The sequence below is a fragment of the Arthrobacter sp. ZGTC212 genome, from assembly GCF_002929255.1.
Lineage (GTDB): Bacteria > Actinomycetota > Actinomycetes > Actinomycetales > Micrococcaceae > Arthrobacter_B > Arthrobacter_B sunyaminii.
Genome location: NZ_PJIJ01000002.1, coordinates 1178779 through 1193018, shown reverse-complemented (window position 1 = coordinate 1193018; position 14240 = coordinate 1178779). Strand labels below are relative to the sequence as shown.

Here is a 14240-nt window from a genome sequence, read left to right as displayed (position 1 = left end):
TCGGGTATAAAAACGTCAATCGAGCCGGCCGTCAATACAATCAAAACCCGTGAATCTCCTGTGGTGCCGACATGCCGCAGCTCGCGGTCATCCTGGCAAAGTCGGTCCATCCTGTGAAGGTGAATACTGACGCCAAGCGATGTTTGCGAGCTGCGGCATGAACAGATTTGCCAGAGGGCTCTCGAAGGCTGGATCGGAAGTTCATCCGGCGCTGAAAGCCCGATTCCGCCGCACGCTGGGCCGCGCCCGCAAGCCCGCCTTTGGAGTGCTGAGCGTGGTTCTGCCCATGTATAACGTGGCGCCTTATCTCGAGCGCTGCCTGAACAGCCTGGTGAACCAGAGCTATGCAAATCTGGAAATCCTGATCGTGGATGACGGCTCCACAGATGAATCCGTGGCCCTGGCCGCTGGATATGCGCGGTACGACCGGCGGATCCGCATTATAGAGCTGCCGCACGGCGGCAACGGGCGGGCGCGGAACGCCGCGATTGCTGCCGCCAGCGGCGACTTCCTCACCTTTGCCGACGCCGACGACGTCGTCCCCCCAGACGCCTATGCGCGGATGATGGCAACACTTGCCCGGACGGGATCCGATTTCTGCGTGGGCTCGTACAGCAGGATCCGTGGAAGCAAAAGAACTCCGGTCCGCCTGGCCGAGGGCATCCATGCCCGGGAACGGCTGCGGATCAGCGTGGCGGACCACCCGGCTGTTGTTGACGACGTGTTCCTCTGGAACAAGGTCTTCCGCCGGGACTTCTGGGACCGGCAGGTGGGTGATATTCCAGAGAACATCCGGTATGAGGACCAGGAAACCACTGCGCGCGCGTATCTGCGGGCTGCCTCTTTCGACGTCCTGTCCGAAGTTGTCTACTGGTGGCGGATCAGGGAGGACGGCTCCTCGATCACCCAGGCCAAATACCTACTCGAGGATCTCCGGGACCGACTGTCCGTGGCCCGCGATGTTACGGCGCTCTTCGAGGCGGAAGCGCCGCAGGCTGTCGTATCCCGCTGGTACCGGCGGCTGCTGGGAAGTGATCTGATCCCGTACATCGAACAGGTGCCTGATGTTTCCGAGGACTTCTGGCACCTGCTGAGGGAAGGCATCAGCTGCATTTACGCCGCAGGAGAGCAGCATCTTCCGGACATTGATCCGCAGGCGCGTGTGTTGCTGCAGTTGACCGCGGACGGCCGGCGGGAGGACATCCGGCGTGCCGTGGTGGACCGGATCAACAATGGCACAGAGAGTCCTCTCCTCTTCGACAACGGCCGCATCTTCGCTGAACCGCCTCTGTTACAGGTGCTAGCCGCCCCCGTAGAGCGCGGGCTCCTGGAAGTCCGTCCCGACCGTCTTGAACTGGTAACCGGGCTGGAACCGCCGGTGACAGGGGACGACGGCGCTGCCACCGTCAGCGGCTACGCCTACCTGCGCAACGTCGACCTGCGCCGCACAGCCGTGCAACTTTCTGCTGGTGTCCGCGGCGTGCAGGGCTTCGAGACGATTCAGCTGCAGCGTGTCACGAACCCCGAGCTTGATGTGTTCTCCGGGGACCGCAACTGCAGCTACGCGGATGCCGCCTTTAATCTTCGACTGGAAAAGCCGCTGCACGCTGAGATAACTCTTCGCGCAGAGGTGGACGGGCATCTCGTTGAGCGGACTGTCGCGGTACCCGCGCCTTTGCCAGCGCAGGCCGAAGCGCACCTGGCCCGGCCCCGTGGTCCGTACGCCACCTCTTTTACCGCTGTTCCTGGTAGCGCTGACTCTGACGTCAACCACCCCGACGCCAACATCCTGGAACTGGTGCTGGCCGGCGCCCCGGCCGGGGCAGCCTATGCGCTGGTGACTTCCCGCTTCAGGATTCCCGCCAGCCACGTTCTTTCACTGCCCGACGGGGGGCTGAGGCTACGGTTCCCGCTGGCCGTCACACGCTGGGGGACGAACCTTCCGGCACCGCCCTCGGGGTCCTATACCCTGCGCTGGAACGTCGGAGGGGAAGCGGCCGGGCCGCAGGATCCGGCGGTACAGGTTTCTGCAGAAGCTGTCCGGACCTTCCCATCCGCGCTGCTGCCGGCGGCTCGGGTGCGCGGGCTGCGGACAGCCGCCGGTGCCATGGCTGTCAGCATTTCTGCTCCGCTGGCCGGGAACGAGACCGGCACCTTCCACCAGTATCGGCTGCGCCGCGGAGTCTTCGGTGCCTCCGCGGCTCCGGAGTTGACGCCCGGAATCTTCTTTGAGAGTTTCGGCGGGAAAAGCTGCACTGACAGTCCGCGGGCCATTTCGGATTACCTTGCCGACGCCGGGTTTGATGAACCCCTCTACTGGTCTGTTGCGGACCGTTCCGTTTCCGTGCCGGAGTATGCGGTGCCGCTGCTGCAGGGGTCGGAACAGTGGTATCGAAAGCTCGCATCTACCCGGCGGCTGGTGAACAACAACAACTTCCCCTGGTACTTCCGCAAATCGCGGGGCCAGTTCTATCTGCAGACCTGGCACGGAACTCCGCTGAAGAAAATTGGACTGGATGTGCCGCAGCGGGCGCTCTCCCTTTCCTACCGGGATTTGATGGCCCGGGAAACACAGTGGTGGGACCTGCTCCTGGCACAGAATGACTTCGCTGCAACCAAGTTGCCGGCTGCTCTGGGCTACACCGGGGAAGTGCTCACCGCAGGGCATCCCCACAACGATGCCCTGCGGCTTCCGGGCACCCGGGAACGGGTCCGCAGTCTGCTCGGTATTCCGGCGCACCAGAAAGTAGTGTTGTATGCGCCCACTTGGCGCGACGGTGTCCGTGACGGGGACGGCCGCTCGGACTGGGTCGGTTTCCTAGATGTGGCCGAAGCTCACCGGCAGCTGGGTCCGGGGTGGACGTTCCTGATCCGCGGCCACCACAATGTTGCCGCCCAGCGGTGGATCGAAGACCATCCAGCCGCTATAGACGTAACGGATTACCCGGAAGTAAGCGATCTGTATCTTGCCTCCGATGCGTTGGTTACGGATTACTCCTCGGCCATGTTCGACTTCGCCGTCCTGAAGCGGCCGCTGTTCTTCCTGGTTCCGGACCTAGAGGAGTATGAACGGTCCCGCGGGCTATATGCGGAGCCTGCAGAATTCCTGCGCCGTGCACCCGCAGTCGCGAGCACTGTGGAGCTTGGCCGCGCTTTGGCGCGCGGGCTCAAGGCTCCGGACTCCGGTGCCGCTGCCATTGCCGGTCGGTTTGCTTCTGCGGATCGCGGCACGTCAGCAGCGGCCGCGGCCGCTGCTTTGCTGGCTGTTCCTGCCCATTTTGAGAACGTGACTGGAGACCAATGTGGCTAAGGGCCAATTTTCACTCGTAGTAGCGCTGTACAACGTGGCGGAGTACGTTCCGGTGTTTCTCAAGTCCCTGGAGGTCCAGACCTACCCGGTGGATGACTTGGACATCGTTGTGATTAACGACGGTTCCACGGATGAGTCGGCCGCCCTGGTATCAAGGTGGGCAGAGGGGCGGGCCAACGTTCGACTGGTCGATAAGACCAACGGCGGCCCCGGTTCCGCACGAAACGCCGGGCTGGACTTAGTCCGCAATACATGGGTTACGTTCTGCGATCCCGATGACGCATTCCATCCGCAGTATTTCCAGCGACTCTCGGAATTCATCTCCCGGGACACCCAGCAGTCGGCGCAGATGCTCACCGGACGGCTTGTCCAATTCAATGACGCATCATTGAAGACGTCACAGGGCCATCTGCTGAACCGGAAGTTCCGTCTGGGGGATCAGTTGGTGGACTTGAACCTGAACCCTGAGTACATCCATATGCACGGGCCAACCACCTTCCTGCGCAGGGAGGTTCTGGAAGCGTATAGCCTGCGCTTTGATGAGCGGATCCGGCCGAAGTTTGAGGATGCGAACCTCATCGGCCGCTATCTGGCAGTTGTGGACCGTCCTGTCGTCGGGCTCGTGGCATCTGCCAGCTACTACTATCGCCGCCAGCGCAGCAGCGGTGCCTCACTGGTTCAGGGAACATGGGGCGATCCCCGTGCCTACCGCGAACTCCCTGAACACGGCTGGCTGGGGATGCTAGAGGCTGTGTGCCAAAGCGCCGGGCATGTTCCGCGCTGGGCGCAGTACATGGTGCTTTACGATCTGGTGTGGTTCTACATTGACGACAAGCGCATGCACAGCGACACCGGGTCGGCTACGCCTCAGCAGCAGGCCACCATGCACCGCCTGCTCGAACGAATTGTGGCGCTGATCGATCTGGAGGCCATTAGCTCCTTCAGTGTGGTTAGCCAGGGCTGGCTCTTCCATAACATTCTCCGCACCTACTACAAGGGCATCCGTGACAGTGATCCTCTCGTGGTGGAGGGGGCAACCGATCCAGAGCAGCAGGTCACAACCTATAACTACCTCTACCAGGGGACCCTGCCGCAGGAAGAATACGTAGTGGACGGCGTTTCCCGGCTTCCGGTGGCCGCCAAGGTGTTGGAGCACCGGGTGCTGGGCAAGGTCCTGATCCGTGAGCGGATCCTTGTTTTGCCGGCGGGGGAGAGCACCGAGATCGTGCTTGATGGCGTTAAGGCGGTTCCCACTACGGACCGCAGAGTGCCGCTGCAACCCGGGCGCAAGCCGGAGCCGGCGCCCTACCTTCAACTGGCTGCTGGGCGTGAGGAAAGTCGTCTAGCCAAGACCGTAGGCGGAGGCCGCGTGTCCCGGCGTGTCGCGCGTGCCCGTGCCGGACTCACTGTCCGGCAGGTACTGTCCGGACAGTCCCGTTCCCGGACGGCCGCGTTAGCAATAAACCGGGTGCTCCGCCGGCAACTCAAATCTGTCGCCGCCAAAAAGCGTGCTGCGGCAGACCATGCGTTGATCCGCAGGGCATCCACGGAACCGGTGCGCTCGCGGTACCAGGATGCCTGGCTGCTGATGGACCGGATTGACCGGGCCGATGACAATGCCGAGCACCTGTACCGGTACCTCATGAAGCACCGCCCTGAGATCAATGCCTTCTTCGTGATTGAACAGGACTGTGCGGACTGGCACCGTTTACAGGGTGAAGGATTCAAACTGGTTCCCTACGGCTCGGACGAATCCGTGCTGCTGGTGTTGAACGCCTCCTACAAACTTTCCTCACACGCCAACTGGAACGTGGAATATCCGGTGAGTCGCAAGCGTTTCGGCAGCGGCAACGCCAAATTTGTCTACCTCCAGCACGGTGTCATCAAGGATGACATGTCCCGGTGGATCAACGGCAAGAATATTGCCGCGATGGTCACAACAACCCGCGGAGAGCATACATCCATCGCCGGCGACAACAGCGTGTACCGGCTGTCCAATCATCAGGCCAAACTTGTTGGGCTGCCCCGGTACGATGCGCTGCGCAAGGCAGCTCTAGCCTCACCGGTGGAGGAACGCCGCCAGGTCCTGATTGCACCCACTTGGCGGCAGTACGTCAAAAAGGTCATTGAAGTCTGCGCTACCCCGGAAGAGGCCGCCCGGGCCTTTGAAGCGACCGACTTCGGGGGCACCTGGATGGCCCTGCTGCGCTCAGCAGAGCTGAAGGAACTGAGCGCGAACGAGGATATGGACGTGGTCTTCATGCCCCACCCGGAGTTCGAATTCGTGGTGCCCTACCTGGACCTTCCCGAGTTTGTGCGCCCCGCGCGTTACCGGGACGTGAGCGTCCAAGCCGAACTCACCAAGTCCCACACCATGATTACTGACCATTCCTCCATTGCCTTTGATGCCGCCTATGCGGGGAGCAACCTCATTTACCTGCAGTTTGACGGCGATGAGATTTTCCGTGGGAAGCATGTGTACCGCAAGGGGTACTTTGATTACTCCCTGCACGGTTTTGGCCCGGTGACAGACAACGTGGACAGCACGATCCAGGAACTGGAGCGCATTGTTCGTGGGGGACCGGTCCGTGAAGAAAAGTATGAGAAGCGGGTTCAGGAGACGTTCCCCTTCTGGGATTCGCGCTCCCGCGAGCGGATTACCGTGGCGGTGGAGAACCTGGCACGTCCGTGGGATCAGCAGCTGCCCCTTGACGCGCCTGCCAGCCTGTCGGGTGCCGCGGAGTGAAAGCCGCGGGGTGGCTGAAGCGGGGCGTAAAGCAGCTGCAGCGAAGGACCGTCCAGGCTGCGGGCGACACACAGCCGTTGGACGCGGACGGCTGGCATGCGCCGGAGCTGCCAGCGGCACCAGAACCGGAAGCCGGTGTCACAGATCTGCGCGGGTGGTTGGAGCAGGTGTCCGCTGCCGCCGTCGTCGTCGGCAGTGAAGCTCCGGAAGCGGATGCATGTAACTGGTACGTACAGCGGCTGGCGGAGCTGAAGAACCACCTGAACCATGTGCAGCACAGTGGACCGGACCAGTTCGATGTCCTGCAGGAATTTGTGGCCGGCGCGATGCAGACTCCCGCCGGGCTGCAGGCCGTGCATGCGTTGCCGGGCGTCCATCAGCGGGTGCTTCTGTGGCTGACGGCGCACGGACGCCGCAGCGACGTCCTACTGGTGCTTGCGGATCTGCAGGACAACGGCCGCGGCTACCCGCTTTCCCCGGGATCCAGGCAGACGGGCGGCCTCACGGCTGAGCCGTCCTATCTGGCGCAGCTCAGCAATCCTGTTGCCCCCGAGCTGCTCCGCCTGACCGAGGCGGACCTGCCGCTGGCGGCTCGGTTGACGCGCTTCTCCTGGAACGACGACGGATTACTTGAGCTCAGCGGCTGGGCCTACCTTCCCGGAATCGACCCGGCTGAGTGCACCTTGGAGATAGGGCTGCGGCCTGCCGGTTCCGCGACGGCGGAGACGCTTGTTGTCAGCCGAGGGCATGATTCCCGGGTTGACGCTGTGGCGGGGGACCGTTGGATGTCCTATGCCGGTTCCGCTTTCACGGCAACGGTGGATCCGCGGGTGCTGCCGGGTCTGGACCAGCAGTCCGGCGGAGCAGCGGAGTGGTCGCTGGAAGTGACTGTGGGCTTTGGCGGGGTCTCCGTGTCCGGCCTGTTCCTGAGCAGGGACGCAGACACTGTGCCGCGCCGCCTTCCGGTGGGGCCGCTTGTGGATGAACGCACACGCATTATCGGTTTGATGGACGGTACCGGCGGCCTGAGGCTCAAACGCCTGCGGTATTCCTGCGGCGCCGTCTCGCTCGCGGTGGACGGGAGCATAGTCACTGTCAGTTTCGATCCCCAACGCGGTGTCATACCGTCCGCGGTGCATCTTGAAAGGCCCGAAGAGCCGCCGTTGGAATTCCGGACAACGGACTCGTCCCGCACGTCATTCGCGGTTGACCTGAGTGCCTCCGGCGCCACAGCCGGCGGAAAGGACAAACGCTGGACGGTACAGGCAGTCCTTCCCAACGGCCGGAGCGAACCCGTGGGCTGGGCCGGCTCCGGCCGCGAGCTGGCCTCCGTCTCGGATCCCTCGGCTTCCCTGCGGGCCGAGTGCACCGGGTACGGGTACCTGCAGATCGCCCTCCGGCCGGTGCGTGTGACCCTGAACAGTGCCGAGATTAGCCCGGACGGTACCACACTGACACTGGAAGGACGGGTGGGGCAGCAGTCGGGCTGTCCGGAACCGTCGCTCCCGGAGATGCTGCTGCTGACAGCGCGGAATGAAGTCCGTCCGCTGTCCACCACCTGGCTGGATAACACTCATCGTTTCCGTACGGAATTACCGCTCCAGCAGAACAAATGGGGACACGGTGACTATGCGCTGGAAGCCGGGCATTACCGGGTGCTGCACGCTGTGACCGATGACGCCGGACGCGTCCGCAACGTCAGGGTTCCTGCACTGGGACACCTGTTCCGGCAACTGCCTCTTCGCGCTGAGCGGACATTGGCGGCCATGGAGCTGGCGGGGGAGGGCAACGAGCAGGATCTCGTGCTGCGGGTCTCCGCTCCGCGCCCTCCGGCTGACCGCACCGCCCTGGGCCGTGGCCGGCTGATCGCGAATTATCGCCGGTCGACGGAGGCAGTGGATCCTGGCACGGTGCTTTTTGAAACTTTTGACGGCAAGTCCTGCTCGGACAGTGGCCGTGCCATCAGCGATGTCCTGGGCACCCGGCGGCCTGACCTGCGCAGGTACTGGACCGTGGCAGACTTCTCGGTGCCGGCTCCGCCGAACTGCACACCGGTGCTGCGCGAGAGTCCGGAGTGGTTCCGTTTACTGGCGACGGCCGGCTACCTGGTCAACAACAACAACTTCCCGCACTATTTCCGCAAGCGACCGAACCAGTTCTATCTGCAGACCTGGCACGGAACACCGCTCAAACGCATCGGTATGGACACGCCAGTGGCCGGTAGCACCGCCTCCTACCGCGAGCTGATGCAACGCGAGGCGGCAGCCTGGGACATGCTCCTCGCACAGAATGACTTCGCTGCCGAGACACTGATGGCTGCCTTCGGATACCGGGGACGGACAGCCGTTCTCGGGTACCCGCGCAATGCTGCGCTGGCAGATGAATCAGCGCCCCGGCGCCGGGAAGACGCTCGGGACCGCCTGGGAATCGCCGCGGGCCAGAAGGTGCTCCTCTATATGCCCACCTGGCGGGACCGCGCATCCGCCGCAAATCCGTACCTGGATTTTGAACTTGCGGCAAAACGGCTGGGCCTGGGCTTTGTGCTGCTCTACCGGGGGCATCACAAGATTGCTGGCCGGCGGAAGACCACCTCGCAGAGCCTTTACACTGACGTCACTACATATCCAGACGTAAACGATCTTTATCTGGCGGCGGATCTGCTGGTCACCGACTACTCCTCGGCCATGTTCGATTTCTGCGTGACCTGCAAACCGATGTACTTTCTGACGCCGGACCTAGCCCACTACCGCGATTCGGAGCGCGGCTTCTATTTTGATTTTGAAGCACAGGCGCCCGGACCGTTGGTGGACAGCACTGAGGAGCTGGCGGGAACTATTCTTTCAGACGAGGCGAACGAGGAACCATATGCAAGTCTCTACAGGGAATTCATGCACAGGTACGCCCATTTCGACGACGCCGCTGCCGCACTCCGTGTGGTGGAAGCCGTCTGGGAGGAGCAGGAGAACCGAGTGGCGTCCAGTTGTTCCACGAGTAAAAAAAGCTCCAGGAGTACGTGGTGACGCCCTGCGGCCCGTTTTCGGTACTGGGAATCATCCTGCGTATCCCGAAACTCGAGGGCACATGAAGCGAGTAATTCCTAGATGTACATAGAAATTCCTCTATGATGCTCATGGTTGATACGTTGGATTAGGGGTAAGCATGGTATATCGATGCTGATGATTTTTGCTTTGGCGCACCCAGACAGCATCGGATGCCCATCGTCAGGCTTGTTCCCGCTCCTTACTACTTGGACGACAGGAACGAAATGACTTTACAAACCGTGATTCTCGCAGCGGGCATGGGCACTCGGCTCGCGCGCCCACATCCAAAGCCGCTCACCCCTTTGGACGATGGACGAACCATCATGACCCAGCAGGTGGAAAATCTTGAGGCCACATTCGGGGAAAAGCTACGGTTGACAATCGTGGTTGGCTATAAACTTGAACAAATTATGGAACATGTCCCGGATGCGTCATTCGTTTACAATGAAGTTTTCGATCAGACAAACACATCCAAGAGTCTACTCAAAGCGCTGAAGAACTCTCACGAAGGTGGAGTGCTGTGGATGAACGGTGATGTGGTCTTTGATCCCGAGATGCTGGAACACCTCCGCGGCTGGATCGAAGCCGATAAATCGTTTATCGCGGTGGACACTTCTTCAGTTTCAGACGAAGAAGTCAAATACACCGTTGGCAATGATGGATTCATCAACAATCTGTCGAAGAGCACCCAGAATGCCTTGGGCGAAGCGATCGGGATTAATTACGTGTCGTCGGCTGACAAAGACGTTCTCATTGCACGTCTAACTGAGGTTGACGACCAAGAGTACTTCGAGGGCGGCATAGAGGCAACCATCTCTCTTGACGGGTCCCGTTATATACCCGTGGATATCAGCGATTATTACGCTGTCGAAGTAGATTTCGCGGAAGATTTGGTGCGTGCCAACGAAAAAATGCTGATCGCTGAGCCTTCTTCAAAGTAATTCTTTAGGGCATAGCGGCGTTATGTCATAACCAAAACGGTTCGCAACATTGATAGGGGAAACATGCTGGGATGGCAGGCGGCTTACGCGCATGCTCGGAAGCTCGAAAGCAAAGATGAATGGGCCGCAGCAACAGCTGCGTACGAGCGTCTTATGCGTAGGGGTGAAGAGTCCAACGCCAAAGTAGTCTTTCGACTTGGACATGCATATTTTCGCCTAAATCGTTTAGATGATGCACTGCCGCTTCTGAGGCGGGCGGTGGATCTACAACCGGAAAACGCTGCCTGGAATTACCGTCTAGGCTTCGTGCTGGAGCGCCAAAAGTCGTTCGATGAAGCCTTGCACTTTTACCGAAGAGCACTTGACCTCGATCCGGAGCAAACAGCATGGGTTCGACGGGTGGACACATGTGAAGCAGCCATTGCTCAGTCACGCAAGGGCGTGAAGGTTGCCCCTGTTCAGTCACGGAAGGGCGTGAAGGTTGCCGCTGTTCAACCACGTCATGAAGCAGAAGCTGCCATCGCTAAGTCACGTCTCGAAGAAGCGGTTAAGAACAAAGCTGCAATTTGGCAGCAGATGAGCACTCTGGAAGATGGGCTAGCTACTCACTCCGAAGATTTTCACTGGTTGGAACGGTTGGCTGACTCGTACTTCAAGATGGGGAAATATGAGCCGGCGGCCGCCACCTACGCCAAAGCGTCTGCCCTCAATCCGAAGAGTGGGGCTCTGGCATTCAAGACGGGTTGGTCGTGGCATCTGGCGGGAGATCTCGACCAGGCTGAAACAGCGTATGTGCTCGCGGTAGCTAATGACACGCAGTTGGAAGCTGCAACTGTCGGCGTCGGTGCATATTTCCAGGCCCGTGGTCAGTGGAAGCTTGCAGCAGACAGCTACGCGAAGGCCTTGATCTCGAACCCGGATTCAATGGAGATACGCTATCGCCTCGGCTTGGCCTTGCAGAAATCATATGCATGGGAGGCGGCGGCACGGGTATTCCTGGAAGGACTCGAACTTGATCCTTTCGAAGAACGCATGTCTTGGCGGCTGGGGCTGTCCTACGAGCGTCTCGGAGATCTCGAGAACGCGGTCTTGGCCTACTCTCGCATTCTGGAGAGCTCCAGCAGTGCCAGCCTTTACTGGAAATATCGCCTTGGATACGTCTTGCAGCTGTTAGGGCGGTATAAAGAGGCCTGCCTCGCCTTTTATCTCTCACGAGAAGATGCAGTTTCGCCGACGCTGTCCGCCAGCGGGAACCCCTACCTAGGGCAGGTTATGGAAGCGGATTTGCAGGCGGGGCTCCGTTCCCAGTCGGCTGACCTTTGTTACAAGCTGGGGGTGCGTTCCGAAGAGTTTGGCTATTTTGCCCTCGCGGCGGCTGCATACGCCGAAGCAGTCAAACGCACAGTTGGGTATGACCCTGAGCGGTACTTCAGACTGGGCCGTTCCCTGATGCTTGACGGGAGACATCGCGAGGCCGTGGCCGCCTTCATGGAGATCAGACAGTTCAAGCGAGCTCATGCTGTTGATACGACTCAGTACATGAAAAAACAGAACATAAAGCAGGTGATGGTCTATACGGAGTACATGGAAACTCTGAGCGTACAGTCCTCCACAATCTTATATGAAAGCGGACACGGATCTGCAGTATCCGGTAGTCCCTTGCAGCTATGTAAAACGATCATAACCGACCATCGATTTGCCGGGTTCACCCATGTCTGGGTAGTTAATGACACTAAGAATGTCCCCGCGGAATTCCGACGCCGTCAGGACTTCGTCTTTGTGCCGAGGGATAGTGATCTTTATCTTAGATATCTCGCAACGGCAAAATACTTAGTTAATGACAACACCTTTCCGCCCTATTTCATCCGCCGAGACGAGCAGGAATACCTCAATACCTGGCACGGCACTCCTTTGAAAACGCTCGGCCGTGATATCAAAGGCGGCGTTATGGAGCATAAAAACGCTGCCCGAAACTTCCTCCACGCGACGCACTTGATTGCCCCTAACCTGTTTACCGCTGAATGTCTAATTGAAAAATACGATGTCGCAGGGATTTTCAGTGGAAAACTCGCTATCACTGGTTATCCGAGGATGGACGCTACGCTAACCGCTTCCGATGATCAGAAGACTGCGTTGCGAGAAAAGCTTGGAGTACCCGCAGGAAAAAAGATCGTCCTGTATGCTCCTACTTGGCGCGGAACATTGGGAAATAAAAGCCTTGATAATGAGAGGTTGATTGCCGATGTAGAAGCAATGGGTAAATCCTCCGAATGGCATTTCCTCTACCGGGGTCACGCAATGACCAGTTCCCAGGCAAAGGGAAAGCTGTTGGAAACACATGCCGTTCCTGCCTCAATTGATACGAACGATCTCCTCGCTGTAGTTGATGTGCTCATTACCGACTACTCCAGCATCTTTTTCGATTTCATCCCCACGGGTCGGCCCATCATCTACTACGCCTATGATCTGGATCAATACAAGGAGGAGCGGGGACTCTACTTCGACTTGGGATCGATGCCAGGCGACGTGTGCCATGACGTAGAGACCGTTGTTGAGAAACTCAACCGTCTGGTTCCTTCAGGTACCCCCGCGCGGCAGATGCAGGACTACGCAGCGGCACAAAGAGAGTTCTGCCCGCGCGACGACGGACGCGCAGCAGCTCGCGTCGTGGATTTCTTCTTTTTCGGTGAAAGTTCTTTCGAAATCCCCAACGGATGGGATGAGAAGCGGAACATTTTGCTGTTCCAGGGCTCCTTCTTGCCAAATGGTATTACCACGTCCTACCTCAACCTTGTGTCACATATTGATAGCAAGGAGAACAATGTCTACGTGGTAGTGGATCCCGAAGCGCTCGCTTCTGAACCCGCCAGGATGGAGAAGTTTGACCAAAACCCCGAGCATGTTCGGGTCATAGCGCGTGTCGGAAACCATGTTCTGACCCCAGAAGAACGTTGGGTGATCGACAAGTTCAACAGCCAGCACTCTGTTGATGCGGAAGAAATGTGGGACGTAATCGACCGCGCATTTGCACGCGAATTCCGCCGCGTGTTTGGAACAGCTGTATTTGATTCCCTGATCTGTTTTGAAGGATATGCTCGATTTTGGGTGTCCCTGTTAGGTAATGCACCTCTTGAAGGAAAAAAATCAGTTTATCTACATAATGATATGTATAAAGAGTGGAAGAATCGTTTCCCGTACTTGGAAGCGAACTTCCGGATGTACAACCGGTTTGATTCGCTAATATCTGTGACGAAAAGTGTAGCCGAGGAGAATGTCAATCAACTGGCGAAGCGGTTTGACTTGAACCCGGAATCATTTACTTTCTGTAATAACCTTGTAAATCCACGGGAAACACTTCTTCTTGCTGAGGAGCCTCTGGATTCAGGTATTGCGGATTGGCTGAATGAGGGTGACACCTTATTTGTCACTCTCGGGCGCCTTTCCCCCGAGAAAGGGCATGCGAAGCTCATTACAGCTTTCTCATCCCTGGTCACTGAGCAGCCAAGCGCAAAGTTGGTTATCTTGGGCGATGGTCCGCTGCTTGGACAACTTCAAGAACAGATTACAAAAATGGGACTGGATGGGCACGTCCTGCTTGCGGGGCGACGTCTTAATCCCTTCGCGATCCTGAAGAGCGCCGATTGCTTTGTGTTCTCATCCGATTATGAAGGCCAAGGCCTTGTAGTCCTAGAGGCGCTAATTCTGGACCGTCCAGTCATCTCCACAGATGTGGTTGGTCCCCGAAGCGTACTGGAAGATGGATATGGCCTCCTCGTGGACAACAGTGTGGTCGGTCTTATAGATGGATTCCGGAAGTTCTTCACCGGCCAGATTCCCCACCGCAAGCTGGACTACGAGTTGTACCAAAAGGAGGCATTGGACAAGTTCGCAGCGGTTGCGCTCTAAAGATGGCCAGCAGGGATTCGTGCGTTCTGTACTCCGCGATGAGTCCGGGAATTGCGTGAATCAATGGACAGGACCGGGAGGTTCGTAGCTTTTCCGGCCCTGTCCAGCAGGGTCATACTGGCCTTCTTGCGGACCTAGCGGCGATGGACCTGTCGTCCGGGTTCTCCCTGGGCGGTGATGATGGTTTTACCGAAGACAGCCGTCACAAGGAGGCATCGGAATACTGCGACGCCAAAACTTCGCGAAATCACCTCTGTACGCCCAGCGCCCTGCCGTTGGGAGACGATCGTTTCTAA

The 14240-nt window shown here is 58.9% G+C and carries 5 protein-coding genes; all 5 read left to right on the top strand.

All coding sequences use genetic code 11. The features are described 5' to 3' along the window. Positions 1 to 157: 157 nt before the first annotated feature. The 5 genes from CXQ89_RS12175 (at position 158) to CXQ89_RS12155 (ending at position 13944) form a co-directional block, all read left to right on the top strand. Positions 158 to 3310 carry a CDP-glycerol glycerophosphotransferase family protein gene (locus tag CXQ89_RS12175; RefSeq protein ID WP_181032308.1) on the top strand — a complete coding sequence of 1051 codons (3153 nt, stop codon included), beginning with the start codon at positions 158 to 160 and terminating at the stop codon, positions 3308 to 3310. Beyond that, a complete protein-coding gene (locus tag CXQ89_RS12170) occupies positions 3303 to 6056 on the top strand; it encodes a CDP-glycerol glycerophosphotransferase family protein (RefSeq protein WP_104161372.1) in 2754 nt (917 codons plus the stop codon). The genes CXQ89_RS12175 and CXQ89_RS12170 overlap by 8 nt, the downstream gene beginning before the upstream one ends. Further along, positions 6053 to 9076 carry a CDP-glycerol glycerophosphotransferase family protein gene (locus tag CXQ89_RS12165; RefSeq protein ID WP_181032307.1) on the top strand — a complete coding sequence of 1008 codons (3024 nt, stop codon included), beginning with the start codon at positions 6053 to 6055 and terminating at the stop codon, positions 9074 to 9076. The genes CXQ89_RS12170 and CXQ89_RS12165 overlap by 4 nt, the downstream gene beginning before the upstream one ends. A 245-nt stretch (positions 9077 to 9321) precedes the next feature. Beyond that, positions 9322 to 10038, top strand: a complete 717-nt coding sequence (locus CXQ89_RS12160) for an NTP transferase domain-containing protein (RefSeq protein WP_104161370.1) — start codon at positions 9322 to 9324, stop codon at positions 10036 to 10038. A gap of 63 nt (positions 10039 to 10101) precedes the next feature. Then, positions 10102 to 13944, top strand: a complete 3843-nt coding sequence (locus CXQ89_RS12155) for a CDP-glycerol glycerophosphotransferase family protein (protein ID WP_104161369.1) — start codon at positions 10102 to 10104, stop codon at positions 13942 to 13944. The last annotated feature ends 296 nt before the right edge of the window (positions 13945 to 14240 follow it).